The sequence below is a fragment of the Staphylococcus sp. IVB6240 genome (assembly GCF_025558425.1).
In the GTDB taxonomy this organism is placed as follows: domain Bacteria; phylum Bacillota; class Bacilli; order Staphylococcales; family Staphylococcaceae; genus Staphylococcus.
On sequence record NZ_CP094718.1, the window covers coordinates 831,537 to 854,158 of the forward strand.

The following is a 22,622-nucleotide window of genomic DNA, read 5'->3' on the forward strand; positions in this document are numbered from 1 at the left end:
ATTTATGGCTGTAGAAAAAATATATGAACCGTATCACCAGCACGTAGCAGACCCGCAAAATGAACCTAAAATATCGACTCCTGAGAAAAAAACAATAAAAAAGCAAGTAGTAGTCAAATTTACACGATTTGAAAAACTGCTATACATATCTATGATTGCATTAATTGCTGCAATTAGTATCTTTATGTTGTCTCTTAAAATGGACGCCTATGATACAAGGGGTAAAATTGCAGATTTAGATCAAAAAATTGAACAACAATCAAGTCAAAATAGCGCATTGAAATCTGAAACGATGAAAAATGCTTCATATGAACGCATCTATAACAAAGCTCAAAAGCAAGGCATGAGTCTACAGAATGAGAATGTAAAGGTAGTGCGTAACAATGGCGAAACGAAAAATTAAAATCAAAAAGAACAAACTAGGAGCAGTCCTCCTGACAGGTGTACTCGGGCTGCTCTTTTTTTCATTGGTTTTGAGATACGGATTTATAATGATTTCCGGTCATTCCTCGGGTGAGGATTTGATTATGCGAGCCAACCAAAAATATTTAGCACAATTAGATCAATCTGCTGAACGTGGGAAAATATATGATCGTCATGGTAAAGTTCTCGCCGAAGATGTAGACCGTTTTCGTTTAGCGGCAGTTATCGATAAGCGGGCGAGTGAGGAGTCTAAAGAACCAAGGCATGTTGTCGATAAGAAGAAGACAGCAAAGCAACTTGCTAAAGTGATTGATATGTCAGAAAAAGATATTGAAAAACGATTGAAAATGAAAAAGGCATTCCAAGTAGAATTTGGGAAAGCTGGTCAAAATTTAACTTATCATGATAAGGAAAAAATCGAAAATATGAAATTACCAGGGATTACAATGTATCCTGAAGTGCAAAGATTCTATCCTAATGGTAAATTTGCATCTCATTTAGTGGGTATGGCACAAAAAGACCCTGATACTGGCGAATTAAAAGGGGCTCTTGGTGTTGAAAAGATCTTTGATAGTTATTTATCAGGAGAAAAAGGTCATGCTTCATATACTAAAGATATTTGGGGATACATCATTCCAAATTCAAAAAATGAAGTAGCGCCAAAACGAGGCGACGATGTCCACCTAACAATCGATTCCAATATACAAGTGTTTGTAGAGGAAGCATTAGATAAAATGGTAGAACATTATAAACCGAAAGACTTATTTGCAATCGTGATGGATGCAAAAACAGGAGAAGTACTGGCATATAGCCAACGACCTACATTTAATCCAGAAACAGGAGAAGACTTTGGAGAAAAATGGGCGAATGATATGTATCAAAACTTGTATGAGCCTGGTTCGACATTCAAATCGTTTGGCCTTGCCGCGGCGATACAAGAAGGTAAGTTTAAACCTAAAGAAAAATATGAATCAGGATATCGAGATATTGAAGGGTCACGTATTTATGACTGGAATAAAAAAGGTTGGGGAGAAATTCCGATGAGCCTCGGGTTTACGTATTCATCTAATACATTGATGATGAAACTCCAAGACCTTGTGGGTGCAAGTAAGATGCAGTCATGGTATGAAAAGTTTGGCTTTGGTAAGTCGACTGGCAGTTTATTTGAAAGTGAACAAAGTGGTAATATTGCATGGGAAAATGAATTAATGCAAAAAACAAGTGCATTCGGTCAATCGACGACTGTAACGCCTGCACAAATGTTGCAAGCACAGTCAGCATTCTTTAATAAAGGGGAAATGGTGTGCCCATACTTTATTTCATCAGTTATGAATCCAGTCACAGATGAAACCTTTGTAGAGGGTAAAAGAGAAGTGACAGGAAAACCAATAACACCAAAAACAGCCAAGAAAGTGGTAAATGAACTAGATAAAGTGGTGAACAGTAAAGAGAGCCACGCATCACATTATCAAGTTGATGGCTATCGTGTTGGAGGTAAAACGGGAACTGCACAAGTAGCTGACCCTGAAAATGGTGGATATGTACAAGGTCCTAACCCATACTTTGTAAGCTTTATGGGACATGCCCCGAGTAAAAATCCTCGCGTTATTGTATATGCAGGGATGAGTTTGGCTCAGAAGAATGACCAGGAAGCTTATGAAATGGGTGTAAGTAAAGCATTTGTACCAATCATGAAAAACACATTGCAATATTTAAATGTGGGTGAAGAGGGTATTAATGAGAAAATATCCATTGAAAAAGTGCCAGATGTATCTGGGAAAACTGTTGAAAAAGCAGAACAAGCATTGGAAGATAAGTCGATGAATGCAATCATCGTTGGACAAGGCGAAAAAATTGTAAGTCAAAGCCCGACATCAAATACAAGATTGCTTCCAAATAGTAACGTAATGTTATTAACAGATGGAGATTTAACAATGCCGGATATGACTGGTTGGACACGAGATGACATCATTGCATTTGAATCTCTAACAGGTATAAAAGTGAAAGTGAAAGGCAGTGGCTTTGTCACTTCACAAACAGTTGGTGTGCAATCGCCAATTGATAAAAATACAAAAATAGAAGTTGAAATGTCTTCACAAGAGGAATCTTAAAAGAGATGTGTATTTTAGTGGTTGCCAATGAGATCGTGTTGTCTAAATAGACGTGACATCTTGTTGGTATCACTTTGTCTGTATCTTTAAAGTCTATTAATATAATCAGTCTTAAACAGAATGTCAGTGTATTAGGAGAAAGTCTTTCGATAGCGTCAAAAATAATTTTCTGATTGACCTAACGCTCTTAAATTTTAAATACGCCTCTAACAATTTCATATTTTTAATGATGTTTCAAAGGCAGATTTGTTCGCAACGCTGTTAAAGTTCTATGGAATTTTGTCCACTCTCTGGAAATTAGCATCAAAATATACGAATCAAAAAGGAGTTTATTATGGCTATTATTAGCGCAATTATCGCATTTGTAATCACAGCAGTTTTAGTGCCGATTTTAATTCCGACATTAAAAAGAATGAAGTTTGGTCAAAGTATTCGAGAAGAAGGACCACAGAGTCACATGAAAAAAACAGGAACACCAACTATGGGAGGGCTAACTTTCTTAATTGGTGCAATTGTAACTACAATCATCGCAAGTATCTTTGTTGATCAAGCAAGTCCGTTATTATTGTTACTTTTTGTGACGATTGGATTTGGTCTTATTGGATTTATTGATGACTACATTATTGTTGTTAAGAAAAATAACCAAGGTTTAACAAGTAAGCAAAAGTTTCTAGCACAAATTGTAATTGCAGTGATTTTCTTTATTGTTGCAAAAGGATTTAATGGTGTTGAATTCTCAACAGATATCAACTTACCATTTACTGAAGCAGCAATCCCATTATCTTATGCTTATGTACTGTTCATTGTCTTTTGGCAAGTTGGGTTTTCAAATGCTGTGAACTTAACAGATGGCTTAGATGGTTTAGCAACAGGTTTATCAATTATTGGTTTTACAATGTATGCAATTATGAGTTTCGTGCTGGAACAACCAGCAATCGGCTTATTCTGTATCATTATGGTTGCTGCACTTGCAGGCTTCCTACCATATAACATTAACCCAGCGAAAGTGTTTATGGGTGATACAGGTAGCTTAGCGTTAGGTGGTATTTTCGCAACGATTTCAATTATGCTAAATCAGGAACTATCATTGTTATTTATTGGTCTTGTATTTGTATTAGAAACATTGTCTGTTATGATTCAAGTTACTTCTTTCAAGTTAACAGGCAAACGCGTATTTAAAATGAGTCCATTACACCATCACTTCGAACTTGAAGGATGGAGCGAATGGAAAGTCGTAACAGTATTTTGGACAGTTGGTTTAATTACAGGTCTCATCGGATTATGGATTGGAGTGAGCTAATTGATTAACTATACAGGGTTAAAAGGCAAAAAAGTACTTGTACTTGGTATGGCGAAAAGTGGTTATGAAGTGGGTAAACTTTTACATCGTCTTGGTGCAGATGTAACAATTAATGACGGTAAAGATTTATCCCAAGACCCACATGCAAAAGATTTGGAAGCATTAGGTATTAATGTGGTAAGTGGTTCTCATCCCCTTGCTCTATTAGACGAAAATCCTATTATTGTGAAAAACCCGGGTATTCCATACAGTGTCCCTCTATTGCAAGAAGCCCAAGCACGTGGTTTAAAAATTCTTACAGAAGTTGAATTAAGTTATTTAATTTCTGAAGCGCCGATCATTGGTATTACAGGTACAAATGGTAAAACAACCGTGACATCACTTCTTGGGGACATGTTTAACAAAAGTCGTGAGGTGGGTCATTTAGCAGGTAACATTGGCTATGTTGCTTCTAAAGTTGCTCAGGATGTGCGTGCTGATGAGTATTTGATTACGGAATTGTCATCTTTCCAACTTCTAGGTATTGAACATTATCGTCCGCATATCGCGATTATTACGAATATCTATGAAGCACATATTGACTATCATGGATCATTGGAAGAATATCAAGATGCTAAAAGACAAATTTTTAGAAATCAAACGGGTAGCGACTATTTAATCTTTAATTATCAGCAACGTCATTTGATTAATCCAGCTGAAATTAAGTCTAAAATTTTATATTTCTCTACAGAACAACCCGTTGATGGTATCTATGTAGAAAATGATTATATTGTATACAAAGGGATTCATTTAATTCATTTAGATGATATTGTGCTACCAGGGAAGCACAACTTAGAAAATATTTTAGCAGCTACATTGGCAGCGATTTTAGCTGGTGTATCTGTAGGTGCAATTATTCAATCATTGACAACTTTCTCAGGAATTGCACATCGTCTCCAATACATTGGAAATAATAAAACAAATAAATATTATAACGACTCTAAAGCAACAAATACGTTAGCAACACAATTTGCATTAAAATCATTTACACAACCAATCATTTGGTTATGTGGTGGATTGGATCGAGGAAATGGATTCGATGACCTCATTCCTTATATGAATAACGTACGTGTCATGGTTGCCTTTGGTGAGACACAAGATAAGTTTGTTAAACTAGGGGAGAGCCAAGGGAAGTTAGTAATTCGTGCAATTGATGTTGTTGATGCTGTTGAGAAAATTCAAGAAGTTATTGAACCGAATGATGTCGTTCTACTTTCACCAGCATGTGCAAGTTGGGATCAATATGATACATTTGAACAACGCGGTGAAATGTTCACTGAGGCTTTTCGCAATCAATTGCCATCACATTAAGGATGTGGAATGAATGACTGAAAAGATTGATCAAACATTTCTTAAAGAAAAGCGGATGCGCGAATTGAAAAAGCGTCGTCGTATACAGCTTAGTATTGTATTAGGTCTTTTGCTTATAGTTGTGGCTATTCTGTTATATATGTATACACCTATCAGCATTGTAAAAAGTGTGAACGTAGAAGGGAACCATTATGTTGCAACTGATAAAATAAAAAAAGATTTAAAGATTAACAATGAGACGAGGGTCTATTCTTACGACAGTGATGAAGCAGAAAGACGTATTGTAAAACACCCATTGATTAAACAAGTAGATATTAATAAAGGGCTTTTTAATACGTTGCAAGTGAATATTACTGAACATAAAGTTGTAGGTATCATGACAGTGAAAGGGAATGACGTACCGGTTATTGAAAATGGGCGTATCCTTAAAAATTTTGAAGAAACCTTACCAAACGAGGCACCTTATTTAAAAGGCTTTAAAAGGACGGAAAAACAGAAGTTAGTTGAAGCGCTAGAAAAAATGGACCGTACAACTCGTACACAAATCTCAGAAATTGTCTATGAACCTAAAAAGAATCAACCCCACCTGATTCGTCTTTATATGCGTGATGGTATTGAAGTATTGGGAAATACAAAAACAATTGCACGAAAGCTTAAATATTATCCAAGTATGTCACATGCGTTAGAAAAAGATGAATCTGGTCAATTAAAGCAATCTGGTTATATTGATTTGTCAGTTGGTGCAACGTTTATTCCATATGGCAGTGATGCAAATGGAGATGACGAATCGGCAAGTTCACAACAAGTCGTCAATAAGACCGAGTTAGAAGATGAAGCCAAAAATGAACTTCAAAAAGCGTTAAATAAAATCAAAGAACATGAGCAAGATGAGAATTAAACGTGAATTGATTAAAACACCCATCATTTAAGATAACTCAAGTTATTTCGTAGCGCTTGAGACAGCATCATTAGTGAGTATTGTATGTTGTTTCGGCGCTTTATTATATCCGTATCTATAATACTTTTAAAAAAAGGGGATGATAGAATGAGGATAAGAGTGGTATAGAGGTTGAAATAGCGACATCACATTATCAAATCACGATTCAATGACATTTCTCCCTAGATGAGTGGCTATGATTTTAGTATATTAAATTAGTTTAAAAAAGTTAGAATTTCAATAGGTTTATAGTTCACATTAGTAGAGTGTTATTGTAAACTTATAATAGTGTAAATATGTAAACAACTGTCAGGAGGTGCCTATCTATGGAAGAGCATTATTATGTGAGTGTAGATATTGGCTCATCAAGCGTGAAAGCGATTGTTGGTGAAAAATTTCATAACGGAATTAACGTGATAGGTACAGGGCAAACCTATACGAGTGGAATAAAAAATGGCTTGATTGATGACTTTGATGTCGCAAAACAAGCTATTAGAGACACAATTAAAAAAGCTTCTATCGCTTCGGGAATAGATATTAAAGAAGTATTCTTGAAATTACCGATTGTTGGAACAGAAGTGTATGATGAAACAAACAGAATTGAGTTCCATGAAGACACTGAAATTGAAGGAACACATATCGAAACAGTTCTTGAAGGCATCCGTAATAAAAACGATGCCCCAGACACAGAAGTTGTGAATGTCTTCCCAATTCGATTCATTGTTGATGAAGATAATGAAGTAACAGATCCAAAAGAACTGGTTGCACGTCATTCATTACAAGTGGATGCAGGTGTGATTGCAATTCGCAAATCTGTACTTATTAACATGATCAAATGTGTAGAATCTAGTGGTGTTGATGTATTAGACGTATATTCTGATTCATACAATTATCGTTCTATTTTGACACCAACTGAAAGAGAATTAGGCGCATGCGTCATCGATATTGGTGAAGATTTAACACAAATCGCATACTATGAGTGTGGCGAGTTAGTAGATGCCGACGTGGTTCTAATGGCTGGACGTCACATTACAGATGACATTGCACAATTTTTAAATACAACATACGAATCAGCTGAAAAGATTAAACAACAGTATGGTCATGCTTTTTATGATTCAGCGTCAGATCAAGATGTGTTTACCGTAGAGCAACTTGATTCAGAAGAAGTTGCTCAGTATACACAAAAAGAATTGAGTGACGTGATCGAAGCACGTGTTGAGGATATTTTCTTTGAAGTCTTTGACATTTTAGAAGCACTTGACTTAACGAAAGTAAATGGTGGTTTTGTTGTAACAGGTGGTTCAGCAAACTTACTAGGTGTTAAAGAACTTTTACAAGATATGGTGAGCGAAAAAGTGCGTATTCACACACCATCACAAATGGGTGTGCGTAAACCAGAATTTTCTTCAGCAATTTCAACAATTTCTAGCAGTATTGCTTTTGATGAGTTATTAGATTATGTTACAATTAGTAATCATGATAACGAGGAAGTTGAAGAAGAAGTTATTGAAAATGATGTAAAATCACAAGAAACAAAATCAGGTGGATTTGAATCATTCTTTAAGAGAAAACCGAAAAAGCAACCTCATGAACAATCTTCTGAAGTGATTGAAGAAGATGCGAGTGGAGACACATATGTTGAACACACAGACGCTGAAAACGGTGAACCAAAACAAGAAGAAAGTAAATTCAAAAAAATTATGAAATCTCTGTTTGATTGATTGGCTACAAAGATTAGGAGGAAAATTAAATGTTAGAATTTGAACAAGGGTTTAATCATTTGGCGACACTTAAAGTTATCGGTGTCGGTGGTGGCGGTAACAACGCTGTTAACCGTATGATCGATCACGGTATGAACAATGTTGAATTTATTGCAATTAATACAGACGGCCAAGCTTTAAACTTATCTAAAGCTGAGTCAAAAATCCAAATCGGTGAAAAATTAACACGTGGATTAGGTGCAGGTGCAAACCCAGAAATCGGTAAAAAAGCTGCAGAAGAATCACGTGAACAAATTGAAGATGCAATCCAAGGTGCAGATATGGTATTCGTTACTGCTGGTATGGGTGGCGGTACTGGTACAGGTGCAGCACCAGTTGTAGCCAAAATTGCAAAAGAAATGGGTGCCTTAACAGTTGGTGTTGTAACACGTCCATTTAGCTTTGAAGGACGTAAACGTCAAACACAAGCAGCTGCTGGTGTTGAATCTATGAAAGCAGCAGTTGATACATTAATCGTTATTCCTAACGACCGCTTATTAGATATCGTTGATAAGTCTACACCAATGATGGAAGCATTCAAAGAAGCGGATAATGTATTACGCCAAGGTGTTCAAGGTATTTCAGACTTGATCGCTGTATCTGGTGAAGTAAACTTAGACTTTGCAGACGTTAAAACAATTATGTCTAACCAAGGTTCTGCCTTAATGGGTATCGGTGTATCTTCAGGTGAAAACCGTGCAGTAGAAGCAGCGAAAAAAGCCATTTCATCACCGTTACTTGAAACATCAATCGTTGGTGCACAAGGTGTGCTTATGAATATCACAGGTGGAGAATCACTTTCATTATTCGAAGCACAAGAAGCGGCGGATATCGTACAAGATGCAGCTGATGAAGATGTGAACATGATTTTCGGTACTGTCATCAACCCAGAATTACAAGATGAAATTGTGGTTACTGTTATTGCGACAGGTTTTGAAGATAAACCATCATCTCAAGCGCGTAAGCAAGGACATTCAGGTTTCGGTGCAAGCGCAACACAAACAACTTCTAAAGAGTCTAGCTTTGGTGGCGGTAGTGTAGCGGACAAAGAAGCTGATTCTTCACGTGCACATAGCACAGCTGAAGATGATATTCCAAGTTTTATCCGTAACAGAGAAGAACGACGCTCAAGAAGAACACGTCGCTAAACTTTGACGTCATTATAAATAAATTGGTTACTGTCTAGAGATAGTGATCATACTCAAATTTGAGTAGAAAAATGCTAGGGCAAATGTCATTACTTCATTGTCCTAGCATTTCGTTTTTTAACGGTTGGTCAAGTTTAGCATTTGAAGATATGTCGTTGAGACGAAGGGAGTGTAAGGAATGGAACAATTTTTACAACGCAAACACTATTTATCATATGAAGCCGCACTGGATCATGGTGTAACACTTGGATTTACAACCCGACAAGGGGGTGTCAGCCCGTATCCAAACAATGCATTTAATATGGCCCGTTATATTGATGACATGCCCGAAAATGTGACGCACCATCAAAATATACTTGCTGAAGAGATTGGCATACCGCGTAATCAATGGGTCTTTCCGATTCAGATGCATGGCCATGAAGTAGTAGAAGTCACGCGTGCAGATCGTGGTAAAAATATTGATAGATTATCGGATGATGTCCTTCATGGAATAGATGGGATGTATACGTATGATAGTGATACAGTACTAACGATGTGTTATGCGGATTGTGTTCCAATCTATTTTTATAGTCCGAAACATCATTTTATCGGATTGGCTCACGCTGGCTGGCGTGGCACGGTACAACAAATTGTAAATGAAATGATTGGACAGTTTCCATATGATTTACACGACCTTTATGTTGTTATTGGACCAGCGACATCCAACTCATATGAAATTAATGACGACATTCTATCTAAGTTCAAAAATCTACCAATAGATGTTACACCTATGATTGACACACGTGATCTAGATAGGCATGGTATTGATTTAAAAGAAATTAATAAATATTTATGTATTCATGGTGGTATACCAGAATCAAATATTTATGTTACAAAGCATGCCACTTCTGAAGAATTAGATCGATTTTTCTCATATCGTATTGAAAAAGGTAAAACGGGACGTATGCTAGCCTTCATATCCCAATCAAGCGAAGGAGCGATGAATGAAGATGTCAGTTAAAGAAAATTTGCAAGTAATTGAAAAAACATTAACAGAACACGTATCGAAAGCGAAAGATGCAACATTACCAAACGTGATTGCCGTTACAAAATATGTTACAATAGAGCGAGCTCAAGAGGCATATGATGCTGGACTTCGTCATTTTGGCGAGAATCGTCTTGAAGGATTTTTAGAGAAGAAAGCGGCGCTACCAAGTGATGTTACAATGCATTTTATAGGTTCGTTACAATCACGAAAAGTGAAAGATGTCATTAATGAGATCGACTATTTACATGCTTTAGATCGAAAAAGTTTAGCAAAAGAGATTAACAAACGTGCTGAACATGAAATTAAATGCTTTGTTCAAGTCAATGTTTCTGGTGAAGAGTCTAAGCATGGTGTCAGTCTTGATGAAGTGATACCATTTATTGAGATGCTAGAGGAATATGAACACATCCGTGTTGTTGGTTTGATGACAATGGCACCTTATACGGATGATCAAGCTTATTTGAAATCAATTTTTAAACAACTTAAACATAAACGTGATGAGATCCAAGCACGTCAATTTACACATGCACCATGTACGGAATTATCCATGGGAATGAGTAATGATTATGCTCTGGCAACAGAAGAAGGCGCAACATTTGTAAGGATCGGCACGCGTCTAGTAGGAAAAGAGGAGTGAACTCATGGCAATTAAAGATTTGTTCAACAATTTTTTTACAATTGAAGAAGAAGAGGAAACGTTTGTAGAGGAGCAAGAAACACGTAGACAGCCACAAGCGGAGTCGGAGCCAGCACGTACTACAAAACAAGCTACCGAACGTCCTCGTGCGATTCAATCAGTTCCTAAAAAACAACCGACACGTATTAAACCACCAAAGAATGAAAGATTGCATCAAGTGCCTCAACAATCGAACAATCAAGGGCAAGGGAATGTGGTAAGTATGAATCAAACTCAAGAAGTTGAACAACAAAGAAGTTCAAAAATGTGCTTATTTGAACCACGTGTATTTTCAGATACACAAGATATTGCAGATGAGCTCAAAAATCGTCGTGCAACTTTAGTTAACTTACAGCGTATTGATCAAGTATCTGCCAAACGTATCATTGATTTCTTAAGTGGGACAGTCTATGCGATTGGTGGGGATATTCAACGTGTAGGTGCGGATATTTTCTTATGTACACCTGACAATGTAGAAGTTGCTGGAAGTATTACGGATCATATCGAATCTATGGAGACGCAATACGAATAAGGAGATAAACATGAGTTTAGAATTATTAACAACCATTGTACAATTTATATTATTTATCGTACGCATCTATTCAATCGGCATGATTATCTATATTTTTATGTCGTGGTTACCTGGTGCGAGAGAGAGCATAGTTGGACAATATATGGCAAAAATTTATGAACCATATTTAGAGATATTTAGACGTTTTATCCCGCCACTTGGTATGATTGATTTGTCACCAATTGTAGCGTTTATTGTCTTGAATTTATTTTCACAGGGAATCGTTGCGATATATCAATTTATTATTAATCAGTTTTACTAAAATAAAAACTATCGACGAAATGAGATGAAGCTAATGCGTCATCATTTTCGAAGCCCGCTGTTTTTGGGTGACAAGGTTGTATGGATAGTTGCTTAAATTTAGGTCCCGTCTTAAGGCAGTGTGTCTTATTACGGGATTTTTCGCATTACATGTTATATGAGAGGGAGTGTCTTAAATAGATATCTATCAACATTTTCGAGCTGAAGAACGTCCAACGATAGATAGTTTGTTGGATAAAGTACGAACAGCATCTGAACAATATGCACCAGTACTTACACATTTTTTAGATCCACGAGGACAATACATTCTTGAAGTCATTGTTGGAAGTTTTCCAGATATGAAAGTTCATTTTAACGGTGGCTTAAATGCTGAGAGATGTCGTGCCATTGTTGCCCCTGACTACTATGTACCAGAAGAAAGTGATTTTGAGTTGAGTGTTATTGAGATTCAATATCCTGAGAAGTTTGTAACACTAGAACATCGTCATATTTTAGGGACAATTATGTCATTAGGGATTGAAAGAGAACAAGTAGGTGACATCATTGTTGGTGAAAGTATTCAGTTTGTTTTGACAAATCAGTTAGAATCTTATATCATAATGGAATTAACAAAGATTAAAGGTGCATCAGTTAAACTACATGTTGTTTCCTTACAAGATATGGTACAATCAAAAGCGTACTGGCAAACAGTAGATGCAACAGTGAGTGCATTACGTTTGGATGTTGTGTTGAAAGAAATGATACATAAATCTCGAACGATTGCAAAAGAACTTGTTCAGCGTAAGCGTGTGAAAGTCAATCACACTGTAATCGAAGCTGTCGATTATCAATTGGAGCAGGGAGACTTATTATCCATTCAAGGATATGGAAGAGCGCGCATAACTCATATTGGTGATCGTACGAAAAAAGATAAATTGAGAATAACCTATCAAACATTATTTAAATAGTGTATGATGGAGGAGGACACTTATCATGGCTTATACACCAAGTGAAATTAAAAATAAATCATTCACACGAATTAAAAATGGTTTTGAACCGACAGAAGTAGAATCTTACTTGAGTGAATTATCACGTGAGATTGAACGTTTAAGAGAAGATAAAAAACAATTAGAACAATTTTTAGCTGAACGTGACTCACATATCAAATCATTCAAAGAAGTTGAGAAATCAGTTGGAGAAGCGTTAGTAAGTGCACAACGCGCTGCAGATGAAACGAAAGCAGCGGCACAAAAAGAACAAGAAGCGATTATTGCTAAGGCGAATGCAGAAGGTGAACACATTGTAAATGATAGCCTTGAAAAAGCAAGACGTATTTCATTCCAAACTGAAGATATGAAACGTCAATCTAAAGTCTTTCGTTCGCGTTTCAAGATGCTTGTTGAAGCACAGTTAGACTTGTTAAAGAATGATGATTGGGATTACTTACTCAATTATGATTTAGATGCACAACAAGTGACTGAAGAAAACTTCAAACATCTTAATGAAAAAGACATTACTGAAGCTGAAAAAGAAAAATCAAAAGAATCACCGGAAAAAACTGAACAAAAAGAAGCAGACAAGCAAGAAAAATAATTCATCTCTATAGCGAGCCAGGGGTGGTGAGAGCCTGGTAGATGACCTTTTCTTGTATCACTGACTTTTTAAAAATCCATAAATGTTAACGAGAGAACTCTAAGCTGAGTTAATCAGGGTGGTACCGCGGTATAGCCGTCCCTGTAATTGAGCTTAGAGTTCTTTCTAGTTAAAGGAGTGTAAAGTAAATGGAGTACAAAGACACATTATTAATGCCAAAAACAAAATTTCCAATGCGTGGGGGACTACCAAACAAAGAACCTCAAATCCAGGAAAAATGGCGTGAACAAGATTTATACAATAAATTATTAGCGAAAAATGAAGGGAAACCACATTTCATTCTACATGATGGCCCACCTTATGCGAATGGTAACTTACATATGGGACATGCGCTAAATAAAATCTTGAAAGACTTTATTGTCCGTTATAAAACAATGCAAGGTTTTTATGCACCATATGTTCCGGGTTGGGACACACATGGTTTACCAATCGAACAAGCCCTAACGAAAAAAGGCGTTAAGCGTAAAGAAATGTCTACAGCTGAATTCCGTAAAATGTGTGAAGCATTTGCGATGGAACAAATTGAAAATCAAAAAGCAGACTTCCGTCGTTTAGGTGTGAATGGCGACTTTGATAATCCATATATCACATTAAAACCAGAATATGAAGCAGCACAAATTCGTGTGTTTGGTGAAATGGCTGACCGTGGATTAATCTATAAAGGTAAAAAACCTGTTTACTGGTCACCATCAAGTGAATCATCATTAGCAGAAGCAGAAATCGAATATCACGATAAACGTTCAGCATCTATTTATGTTGCATTTGACGTGAAAGATTCAAAAGGTGTCGTAGATGAAGATGCGAAGTTCATTATCTGGACAACAACACCTTGGACATTACCAGCAAACGTTGCGATCAGTGTACATCCTGAATTGACATACGTTCAAATGAATGTAGAAGGTACAAAATACATTGTTGCTGAAGCGTTAGTTGATGAAGTTGCAGAACAACTTGGTTGGGATAAAGAAACAATCGTACGCGAAAAAGAAGTCAAAGGTTCTGAACTTAAATATGTAGAAGCACAACACCCATTCATCGATCGTGTATCACTTGTGATCAATGGTGAGCATGTAACAACAGATGCAGGTACAGGTTGTGTACATACAGCGCCTGGACACGGGGAAGATGACTATATTGTAGGTCAAAAATACGACTTAGAAGTTATTAGCCCAGTTGATGCAAAAGGTGTTTTCACAGAAGAAGCAGGCCAATTTGAAGGTATGTTCTACGATAAAGCGAATAAAGAAATTACTGAGCTCTTAACAGAAAAAGGTGCACTTTTAAAACTAGACTTTATTACACATAGTTACCCACATGACTGGCGTACGAAAAAACCAGTTATTTTCAGAGCAACACCACAATGGTTTGCCTCTATTTCAAAAGTACGTCAAGATATCTTAGATGCCATCGACCAAACAAAATTCAAAGTTGACTGGGGTAAAACACGTATCTACAATATGATTCGTGACCGTGGCGAATGGGTTATTTCTCGTCAACGTGTATGGGGTGTACCACTTCCAGTATTCTACGCTGAAAATGGCGACATTATCATGACAAAAGAAACTGTTTACCACGTGGCTGACTTATTTGAAGAACATGGTTCAAACATCTGGTTCGAACGTGAAGCGAAAGACTTATTACCAGAAGGCTTCACACATCCTGGTAGTCCAAATGGTATCTTCACAAAAGAAGAAGACATCATGGACGTATGGTTCGACTCAGGATCTTCACACCGTGGTGTATTAGAAACACGTCCAGAATTGAGCTTCCCAGCAGACATGTACTTAGAAGGTAGTGACCAATATCGTGGTTGGTTCAACTCATCAATTACAACATCAGTTGCAACACGTCAAGTATCACCATATAAAATGTTATTATCACATGGTTTCGTTATGGATGGCGAAGGTAAAAAGATGAGTAAATCACTTGGTAACGTGATTGTACCGGATACTATCGTAAAACAAAAAGGTGCAGACATCGCACGTTTATGGGTAAGTTCAGTAGACTACCTTGCAGACGTTCGTATCTCTGAAGAAATCTTAAAACAAGTGGCAGATGTATACCGTAAAATCCGTAATACTTTACGTTTCTTACTTGGTAACGTGAGTGACTACAATCCTGAAACAGATAAAGTAGTTGAAAGTGACTTATTAGAAGTGGATCGTTACATCTTAAACCGTCTTCGTGAGTTCACGAATAGCACTTTAGAACACTTTGATAACTATGATTACTTAGATATTTATCAAGAAGTTCAAAACTTTATCAACGTTGAATTAAGTAACTTCTACTTAGATTATGGTAAAGATATTTTATATATCGAAGCACAATCAGCGCACAAACGTCGTAGCATGCAAACAGTACTTTATGAAATCTTAGTAAACATGACAAAATTATTAGCACCAATCATTCCTCACACAGCGGATGAGGTTTGGTCACATATTGAACAAGAAACAGTTGAAAGCGTTCATTTAACAGATATGCCTAAAGTTGCAGAAGTAGACCAAGCGTTATTAGATAAATGGTCACAGTTCATGGCATTACGAGACGATGTGAACCGTGCCTTAGAAGCAGCACGTAATGAAAAAGTTATCGGTAAATCTTTAGAGGCGAAAGTCCTTATTGGTAACAGTGAGTCATTTGATACAGTTGAATTCTTAAAAGACTTCAATGACTTAAATCAATTATTCATCGTTTCTCAAGTGGAAGTGGTAGATGCACCAGCTGGTCAAGCATACCAATACGCAACAGTTGAAATTGCAAAAGCAGACGGTGAGAAATGTGAACGTTGCTGGAACTACAGTGACGATTTAGGTGCAGTAGGCGAGTTAACGCACTTATGTCCACGCTGTCAACAAGTTGTAAAAACACTTGGATAAGAAAAAATTAAAATTAAAGATTAATAAGGGGCTCCTTTTGAACAACGTATTGTTTAAAGGGGCTTCTTTTAGTTAGAAACAATGTTAAAAATGACATTTTTTACATGTATAAAGGAATATACGAATGATTGATAATTAGTAAAAATAAATTAATAAAAATTGAATTTATAATATTATTAAGTTGTTGTTGACGCTGATATTGGCTGAGTATATTATCTTATTAAGTACTTAATAAAATTTGTGTTAATACAAAATTTTGGAGCTGAATGGTATAAAGCTAATTAGAAAAATTTTCATTGTAATAATAGTTTCTTTTTTAGTTGTAGAAGTAATCGATTATTCAAGGGAAGAGAAATTGGATCGCAATGTCACTTCTCTTAAAGCTATCAACCATTTTAATTTTGAAAATACTGCACAGGCAAGAGGGAAAATTAAAATGGGCAGAGAACTTAGAAATAAAGCCAGACAAAATGGTAGAGTAAAATCCACCGGTAAATATAGAAATGGTCGAAAAACTATAAAACACACACCTAGTAAAAAACATAAAGTTGGAAAAAAACAAGAGGATCTAACAAAAAGAGGAAATAAATGATTACTTTAACCAAACATATAGAAAAAAATATGCACATTTTATTAAACGAATAGATGACTATATCAAGTGGCTTAATCTTCATCGTCAGTTTAAAGAACCAATAGAAATAATTGTTCATGACCATCTTATTCTGTCATACGGCTATTTATATGATTGTCATGTAGATATGAAAGATAGAAAAATTTATTATTCTTTATATGATATCGAACGAGATATGAAAAAGAAAAAAGAGTTAGAGCAGGATGTATTCATATCAATTATTTTTGATGTACTAGGAGACTTAGCTTTACAAATTAGTAAGTTTTATGTAATGGATCAAGAAGATTGTGATGCTCAAGAATACATTCGTCAGTATTCACAATATGAAAAAAGAATGTATCAAGAAAAAGAAGCGATGTTTCATCAATATATCTTTATGACACCTATGTATCAAAGACACTTAAAACATGGGTTGAAAATTAAATATAAAAAAGACATGCCTAAGAGAATTATTAAAATGGTGCAATTGTTTGAAACGTTTTTGGACCAACAATTGAAGTTCCCAATTCGTTTGACGATTACATTTACAAAGAAAAATTTAAAACATTGTGATGGTTATATTGAATTACCACATCGTTTAGCAATGTACCCTAAAATAAAAGTATCATTGCAAGATTATCGATGTATAAAGAAATCACATGGAACTCATGCTGCTGTGTTAAATATATTAGAAATTTTAGCTCATGAAATAGGACACTATCATGAATATATTAATGGTATGTGGTTTGAAGATGAACTTCAAAGTGAAGATTATGCGAATGACTTTGGACAGAAAATATTACAATTATTTTTTGATGACTTTCATGACCTAATTTTTAAAGAAAAGTAAAACAGTGACTTAAAAATATGAAATAATATTAAATTAAGACAGATAAGTGAATGCAGAAAAACACTTATCTGTCTTTCTTTATGGACTTAATACGCACCATTAACCATCCACATATCATTTCATACTAAATATATGTGGAATAAAGTAAAAAGTATTGGAAATTTGGATAAATACTATAATTACCGAGTTACAATATTATTGTGAATTTAGCTTTTATATTAATTACATTTATTTTAATGATGTATAACAATTAAAGAAAAAATTTTTGGTTCTACGTTTTCGTATGCATGATTGTATATGATAAGTACCTTTCTTCTTTGCCAAATGGTATAATATAGCAATGAATCCATATAGAAAGGATTAATTTGGATGAAACGACACTATTATATCGGGCTATCGCTTACAATACTGATCATCGTATTAATCGCAGATCAGTTGACAAAATGGGTAATTGCGACACAAATGACGATCGGTGAATCATTTAATGTGATTCCCAACTTCCTGTCTATAACGTCACATCGTAATGACGGTGCTGCTTGGGGCATTTTAAGTGGACAGATGTACTTTTTCTACCTGATTACGATTGTGATTATTATCGCACTCATTGTATTTTATATTAAAGAAGCTAAAGATCATATGTTAATGCAAGTTGCAATCAGCTTATTACTTGGAGGCGCCATTGGGAATTTTATAGATCGACTATTAAATGGCCAAGTGGTGGACTTTGTAGATACGAATATTTTTGGTTATGATTTTCCGATTTTCAATATTGCTGATGCGAGCTTGACAATAGGGGTAGTAATTCTTGTCATTATCCTATTAACAGATAAATCAAACGATAAGAGAAAGGTGTAATTTATGGAACAACATCAATTTAAAATTGAAGATGCGACACATCATTTACAACGTATTGATAAAGTGTTACCGAGTTTCAATGGTGACTGGTCGCGTAGTCAGATTCAAGATTGGATCAAAGAAGGTTTAGTGGCGGTAAATGGTAAGCCAGTTAAATCAAACTATAAGCTGAAGTTAGACGATCAAGTCGTTGTAACAGAAAAAGAAGTGGTTGAAGCAGATATTCAACCTGAAAATTTAAATTTAGATATTTATTATGAAGATGAAGATGTTGCAATTGTATACAAACCAAAAGGAATGGTGGTACATCCATCAGCAGGACATTACTCAGGAACACTTGTGAATGGTCTGATGTATCAAATTAAAGACTTATCGGGGATCAATGGAGAGATTCGCCCAGGTATTGTTCACCGTATCGATAAAGACACGTCTGGTTTATTGATGATTGCGAAAAACGATGTTGCACACCGAGCACTTGTAGAGCAATTAATGGCAAAGACAGTTACAAGAAAATATACAGCACTTGTACATGGTCATATTCCACATGAATTCGGTACGATTGATGCACCGATTGGTCGTAATAAAAATGACCGACAATCAATGGCTGTTGAAGATGACGGTAAGCCAGCAATCACGCACTTTAATGTTTTAGAAAACTTTAAAAACCATACGTTGGTATCTTGTCAATTAGAAACAGGACGTACGCACCAAATTCGTGTACATATGAAATATATTGGGTATCCATTAGTTGGAGATCCAAAATATGGTCCAAAGAAAACACCTGAGATTGGTGGACAAGCATTACATGCCGGTGTGATTGGCTTTGAACATCCACGAACTGGTGAATATATTGAGCGTACTGCACCGCTTCCTGAAGAATTCGAAGCGGTCATTGAACAAGCGCGCCGTGAAGAAATCTAATAATAATTATGAGGTTCTATGAAAGGCATGTGTCCTTAACTTAGAACTTCTTTTTTCATAGTCGTAGTAAACGAAACGGGTGACCGTCTATACTTTACCGAGCACTAAATTTTAATATTTTATGATTTATTTGTAATGTTTTCTCAAATCCTTTTGACAAAGCACGCGAAAAACGATAAGATAGTACCAGCAAAACAAACAAAACGATAACGTCTTTAACTGGGAGTCCAGAGAGGCTCAAAAGACATGAAATATACGAATTGAAGCAATGGCTAATAGTAGATTGACGTACGAGAGACGGATATCTATACATATAGAGCGATTGTACTTTGAGTAAACTCATGTCTGATAGGCGTGAGTTTTTTTGTATGCCAAGGAGGGATTACGGTGACAAGTCGGATCATTTTAGATGAATCTGCAATTAATCGTACGTTAACACGCATTGCTCATGAAATCTTAGAGTATAACAAAGGTCCAGAAAACCTTGTATTATTAGGCGTGAAAACACGTGGTGAATTTTTGGCGAATCGCATTCAACAAAAAATCCAGCAGATTGAAGATGCACATGTGCCAACAGGGACAATCGATATTACGAGCTTCCGTGATGATAAACACACGCGTCATGTGGTTAATGACAAAACATATCAAATTGACACAGATTTAACGGATCGCGTTGTCATTATTGTGGATGATGTGTTGTATACAGGTCGAACAGTTCGTGCTTCATTAGATGCCATTTTATTACATAGCCGTCCACAAAAAATTGGTTTGGCGACACTTGTAGATCGTGGCCATCGTGAGTTACCGATACGTGCAGATTTTGTAGGAAAGAATATCCCAACGTCACGTGATGAATCCGTGAATGTTTATTTAACAGAAATAGACGATCGCAATGCGGTTGAAATTACATAGAACCTTTTAATTCAGTACGAGAGACTGGCAAAGGTATGCGACGACAATTGAAGGACTATCTGAAATCATTGGAAAGCCAGATTTGGAACATCTGTATCCAAATCGATGAAGGCAGATACATACCTGACAAATTCGTCCAGCCCCAGTCTCTTAACGAATCAAGTTAAGGGACTTTTTTTATAACGAAAGGAAGAACAACATGGAAAATGAACAAATGTTTGAACGAACAGTCACACCTGTACTGGATGTGAATGAAAAACCAAAGGCAGGTCAATGGGCATTTTTAAGCTTGCAGCACTTATTTGCAATGTTTGGGGCAACAGTCTTAGTACCATTCCTAACAGGCTTACCTGTATCATCAGCATTACTCGCTTCAGGGATTGGGACGCTACTTTATATCTTAATTACAAAAGGTAAAATTCCAGCGTATCTCGGTTCAAGTTTTGCATTTATTACACCAATTATTACAGGGCTAAGTACAAACAGCCTAGGCGATATGTTAGTCGCACTCTTCATGAGTGGTGTGATGTATATCATCATTGGTATTGCCATTCGATTTAGCGGTACGAACTGGTTGATGCGTTTGTTACCGCCAGTTGTAGTTGGACCAGTCATCATGGTTATCGGATTAAGCTTAGCACCAACAGCAGTCAACATGGCCATGTTTGAAAACTCAGGAGCTATGGAAGATTACAACTTAACGTATGTGGCTGTTGCAGGGATTACATTGTTTGTAACACTACTTGTACAAGGATTTGCGAAAGGATTTTTCTCGCTGATTCCGGTTTTAATCGGGATTGTCACAGGTTATATTACAGCAATTATTTTCGGAATAGTTGATTTCAAACCAGTAGCAGAAGCAAAATGGTTCCAATTCCCAGATATCTACATTCCATTTGCTGACTACACACCATCATTCCACATCGGACTGGTTGCAGTCATGTTACCAATTGTGTTTGTAACAGTGAGTGAACATATCGGACACCAAATGGTTATTAATAAAATTGTTGGACGTAACTTCTTCAAAGATCCAGGCCTTCACCGTTCAATTATTGGTGATGGGGTTTCAACAATGTTCTCAAGTATTATTGGTGGACCACCAAGTACGACATACGGTGAAAACATCGGTGTACTTGCGATTACAAGAATTTACAGTATCTACGTCATCGGTGGTGCTGCAGTGATTGCCATTATCTTAGGATTTGTTGGTAAGTTTACAGCGCTTGTATCCTCTATTCCAACGCCAGTTATGGGTGGGGTTTCAATCCTCTTATTCGGTACGATCGCAGCAAGTGGTTTACGCATGATTGTTGAGAGTCAAGTGGACTTTGCGAAAAACCGTAACTTAGTGATTGCATCAGTCATCTTAGTTATCGGTATTGGTAATATGATGCTGAATCTAACAGACGTTGGTGTGAGCCTAACAATTGAAGGTATGGCATTATCAGCTACAGCGGGTATCATCTTAAACTTAATACTTCCAAAAGGTAAGAATTAAAGGAGGATCCATCATGAAACATCTTGTCTCAATGGCAGACTTATCAATTGAAGAAATGCAGCATTTGATAGATACAGCTATCGCATATAAAAACGGTGATCATCAACCCGACTTAAAAGGGAAATACATTGCAAACTTGTTTTTTGAAAACTCAACACGTACGAAATGTAGCTTTGAGATGGCAGAGCAGCGACTCGATATGAAGGTCATTAACTTTGATACGGCGACATCATCTGTAAATAAGGGTGAATCATTGTATGACACGTGTCGTACATTACAAAGCATTGGTTGTGATGCACTTGTCATTCGTCATCAAGAAAATGATTACTATAATCAGCTGTTAGAAATGGGAATTCCAATTATTAATGCAGGCGATGGAAGTGGTCAGCACCCAACGCAGAGCCTTTTAGATCTGATGACCATTTATGAAGAGTTCGGGCGTTTTGAAGGCTTGAAAGTTGTCATCTGTGGTGATATTAAAAACTCACGTGTTGCACGTAGTAATTATCACAGTCTGACAGCACTTGGCGCAGAAGTTGTTTTCTCAAGTCCAGAGATTTGGCAAGACGATCAGATGCCAGGGGAATATGTGGAACTTGATGATGTGATATCTGATGTTGATATTGTGATGCTATTGCGTGTACAACATGAACGTCATGATGGTGGTTCACAAGGATTTGAAGCAAGTACGTATCATGAGCAGTATGGCTTATCTCAAGCGCGTTACGAACAAATGAAAGAGAAAGCCATCATCATGCATCCAGCGCCAGTCAATCGAGATGTTGAAATTGCAGATCATCTCGTTGAGGCACCAAAGTCGCGCATTTTTAAACAAATGGAAAATGGCGTATACGTACGCATGGCTGTATTAACTGAAACGATACAATCTTAAAGGAGCGAAAAA

21 protein-coding genes are annotated in these 22,622 nt (G+C 36.4%); all 21 read left to right on the top strand.

What is annotated here, in order from left to right:
- The first annotated feature begins 4 nt into the window (after window positions 1-4).
- The gene (gene ftsL, locus MUA88_RS04175; RefSeq protein ID WP_262605847.1) at window positions 5-403 is read left to right on the top strand and encodes a cell division protein FtsL; all 399 of its coding nucleotides are present in this window, start codon (window positions 5-7) and stop codon (window positions 401-403) included.
- A complete protein-coding gene (locus MUA88_RS04180) occupies window positions 384-2,534 on the top strand; it encodes a penicillin-binding protein (RefSeq protein WP_262604865.1) in 2,151 nt (716 codons plus the stop codon). The genes ftsL and MUA88_RS04180 overlap by 20 nt, the downstream gene beginning before the upstream one ends.
- Before the next feature lie 334 nt (window positions 2,535-2,868).
- Complete coding sequence (mraY, locus tag MUA88_RS04185) at window positions 2,869-3,834, top strand: phospho-N-acetylmuramoyl-pentapeptide-transferase (protein ID WP_262605848.1); 966 nt, start codon at window positions 2,869-2,871, stop codon at window positions 3,832-3,834.
- Complete coding sequence (gene murD / locus MUA88_RS04190) at window positions 3,835-5,184, top strand: UDP-N-acetylmuramoyl-L-alanine--D-glutamate ligase (RefSeq protein WP_262604867.1); 1,350 nt, start codon at window positions 3,835-3,837, stop codon at window positions 5,182-5,184. It abuts the gene before it with no gap.
- A 13-nt stretch (window positions 5,185-5,197) separates the two neighbouring features.
- Window positions 5,198-6,082: a cell division protein FtsQ/DivIB gene (locus MUA88_RS04195; protein ID WP_262604868.1), complete on the top strand. Its 885-nt coding sequence runs from the start codon at window positions 5,198-5,200 to the stop codon at window positions 6,080-6,082.
- A 365-nt stretch (window positions 6,083-6,447) separates the two neighbouring features.
- A complete protein-coding gene (gene ftsA / locus MUA88_RS04200) occupies window positions 6,448-7,842 on the top strand; it encodes a cell division protein FtsA (RefSeq protein ID WP_262604869.1) in 1,395 nt (464 codons plus the stop codon).
- Between the two features lie 29 nt (window positions 7,843-7,871).
- Complete coding sequence (ftsZ, locus tag MUA88_RS04205; protein WP_262604870.1) at window positions 7,872-9,029, top strand: cell division protein FtsZ; 1,158 nt, start codon at window positions 7,872-7,874, stop codon at window positions 9,027-9,029.
- A 178-nt stretch (window positions 9,030-9,207) separates the two neighbouring features.
- Window positions 9,208-10,029 (top strand): peptidoglycan editing factor PgeF, encoded by an 822-nt coding sequence (pgeF, locus tag MUA88_RS04210; protein ID WP_262604871.1) that lies wholly within the window; start codon window positions 9,208-9,210, stop codon window positions 10,027-10,029.
- Complete coding sequence (locus tag MUA88_RS04215) at window positions 10,019-10,693, top strand: YggS family pyridoxal phosphate-dependent enzyme (protein WP_262605112.1); 675 nt, start codon at window positions 10,019-10,021, stop codon at window positions 10,691-10,693. The genes pgeF and MUA88_RS04215 overlap by 11 nt, the downstream gene beginning before the upstream one ends.
- 4 nt (window positions 10,694-10,697) lie before the next feature.
- On the top strand, window positions 10,698-11,264 hold the full coding sequence (locus tag MUA88_RS04220) for a cell division protein SepF (RefSeq protein ID WP_262605849.1): 567 nt from the start codon (window positions 10,698-10,700) through the stop codon (window positions 11,262-11,264).
- 10 nt (window positions 11,265-11,274) lie between these two features.
- Window positions 11,275-11,565 (top strand): YggT family protein, encoded by a 291-nt coding sequence (locus MUA88_RS04225; protein ID WP_262604873.1) that lies wholly within the window; start codon window positions 11,275-11,277, stop codon window positions 11,563-11,565.
- Between the two features lie 175 nt (window positions 11,566-11,740).
- The gene (locus MUA88_RS04230) at window positions 11,741-12,511 is read left to right on the top strand and encodes a YlmH family RNA-binding protein (protein WP_262605941.1); all 771 of its coding nucleotides are present in this window, start codon (window positions 11,741-11,743) and stop codon (window positions 12,509-12,511) included.
- Window positions 12,512-12,536: 25 nt separating this feature from the next.
- Window positions 12,537-13,136: a DivIVA domain-containing protein gene (locus MUA88_RS04235; protein WP_262605850.1), complete on the top strand. Its 600-nt coding sequence runs from the start codon at window positions 12,537-12,539 to the stop codon at window positions 13,134-13,136.
- A 188-nt stretch (window positions 13,137-13,324) separates the two neighbouring features.
- The gene (gene ileS / locus MUA88_RS04240; protein ID WP_262605851.1) at window positions 13,325-16,072 is read left to right on the top strand and encodes an isoleucine--tRNA ligase; all 2,748 of its coding nucleotides are present in this window, start codon (window positions 13,325-13,327) and stop codon (window positions 16,070-16,072) included.
- A gap of 256 nt (window positions 16,073-16,328) precedes the next feature.
- Window positions 16,329-16,664, top strand: coding sequence for a hypothetical protein (locus MUA88_RS04245; RefSeq protein WP_262604876.1), 336 nt, complete (start codon window positions 16,329-16,331; stop codon window positions 16,662-16,664).
- Window positions 16,665-16,878: 214 nt separating this feature from the next.
- Window positions 16,879-17,532 (top strand): hypothetical protein, encoded by a 654-nt coding sequence (locus tag MUA88_RS04250; RefSeq protein ID WP_262605852.1) that lies wholly within the window; start codon window positions 16,879-16,881, stop codon window positions 17,530-17,532.
- A 369-nt stretch (window positions 17,533-17,901) separates the two neighbouring features.
- Window positions 17,902-18,387, top strand: a complete 486-nt coding sequence (lspA, locus tag MUA88_RS04255) for a signal peptidase II (RefSeq protein WP_262604878.1) — start codon at window positions 17,902-17,904, stop codon at window positions 18,385-18,387.
- 3 nt (window positions 18,388-18,390) lie between these two features.
- Entirely contained in the window at window positions 18,391-19,308 is a 918-nt protein-coding gene (locus MUA88_RS04260) for an RluA family pseudouridine synthase (protein WP_262605853.1), read from the top strand.
- Between the two features lie 387 nt (window positions 19,309-19,695).
- Window positions 19,696-20,220, top strand: coding sequence for a bifunctional pyr operon transcriptional regulator/uracil phosphoribosyltransferase PyrR (pyrR, locus tag MUA88_RS04265; protein ID WP_262604880.1), 525 nt, complete (start codon window positions 19,696-19,698; stop codon window positions 20,218-20,220).
- Window positions 20,221-20,419: 199 nt separating this feature from the next.
- Window positions 20,420-21,718, top strand: a complete 1,299-nt coding sequence (locus MUA88_RS04270; protein ID WP_262604881.1) for a uracil-xanthine permease family protein — start codon at window positions 20,420-20,422, stop codon at window positions 21,716-21,718.
- A 13-nt stretch (window positions 21,719-21,731) separates the two neighbouring features.
- The gene (locus MUA88_RS04275; RefSeq protein ID WP_262604882.1) at window positions 21,732-22,610 is read left to right on the top strand and encodes an aspartate carbamoyltransferase catalytic subunit; all 879 of its coding nucleotides are present in this window, start codon (window positions 21,732-21,734) and stop codon (window positions 22,608-22,610) included.
- Window positions 22,611-22,622: the final 12 nt, after the last annotated feature.

Excerpts from the sequence above, each read along its gene's own strand:
- ftsL (WP_262605847.1), top strand. The coding sequence starts at position 5 with ATGGCTGTAGAAAAAATATATGAACCGTATCACCAGCACGTAGCAGAC.
- MUA88_RS04180 (WP_262604865.1), top strand. The coding sequence starts at position 384 with ATGGCGAAACGAAAAATTAAAATCAAAAAGAACAAACTAGGAGCAGTC.
- mraY (WP_262605848.1), top strand. The coding sequence starts at position 2,869 with ATGGCTATTATTAGCGCAATTATCGCATTTGTAATCACAGCAGTTTTA.
- MUA88_RS04195 (WP_262604868.1), top strand. The coding sequence starts at position 5,198 with ATGACTGAAAAGATTGATCAAACATTTCTTAAAGAAAAGCGGATGCGC.
- ftsA (WP_262604869.1), top strand. The coding sequence starts at position 6,448 with ATGGAAGAGCATTATTATGTGAGTGTAGATATTGGCTCATCAAGCGTG.
- ftsZ (WP_262604870.1), top strand. The coding sequence starts at position 7,872 with ATGTTAGAATTTGAACAAGGGTTTAATCATTTGGCGACACTTAAAGTT.
- pgeF (WP_262604871.1), top strand. The coding sequence starts at position 9,208 with ATGGAACAATTTTTACAACGCAAACACTATTTATCATATGAAGCCGCA.
- MUA88_RS04215 (WP_262605112.1), top strand. The coding sequence starts at position 10,019 with ATGTCAGTTAAAGAAAATTTGCAAGTAATTGAAAAAACATTAACAGAA.
- MUA88_RS04220 (WP_262605849.1), top strand. The coding sequence starts at position 10,698 with ATGGCAATTAAAGATTTGTTCAACAATTTTTTTACAATTGAAGAAGAA.
- MUA88_RS04225 (WP_262604873.1), top strand. The coding sequence starts at position 11,275 with ATGAGTTTAGAATTATTAACAACCATTGTACAATTTATATTATTTATC.
- MUA88_RS04235 (WP_262605850.1), top strand. The coding sequence starts at position 12,537 with ATGGCTTATACACCAAGTGAAATTAAAAATAAATCATTCACACGAATT.
- ileS (WP_262605851.1), top strand. The coding sequence starts at position 13,325 with ATGGAGTACAAAGACACATTATTAATGCCAAAAACAAAATTTCCAATG.
- MUA88_RS04250 (WP_262605852.1), top strand. The coding sequence starts at position 16,879 with ATGAAAAAGAAAAAAGAGTTAGAGCAGGATGTATTCATATCAATTATT.
- lspA (WP_262604878.1), top strand. The coding sequence starts at position 17,902 with ATGAAACGACACTATTATATCGGGCTATCGCTTACAATACTGATCATC.
- MUA88_RS04260 (WP_262605853.1), top strand. The coding sequence starts at position 18,391 with ATGGAACAACATCAATTTAAAATTGAAGATGCGACACATCATTTACAA.
- MUA88_RS04270 (WP_262604881.1), top strand. The coding sequence starts at position 20,420 with ATGGAAAATGAACAAATGTTTGAACGAACAGTCACACCTGTACTGGAT.
- MUA88_RS04275 (WP_262604882.1), top strand. The coding sequence starts at position 21,732 with ATGAAACATCTTGTCTCAATGGCAGACTTATCAATTGAAGAAATGCAG.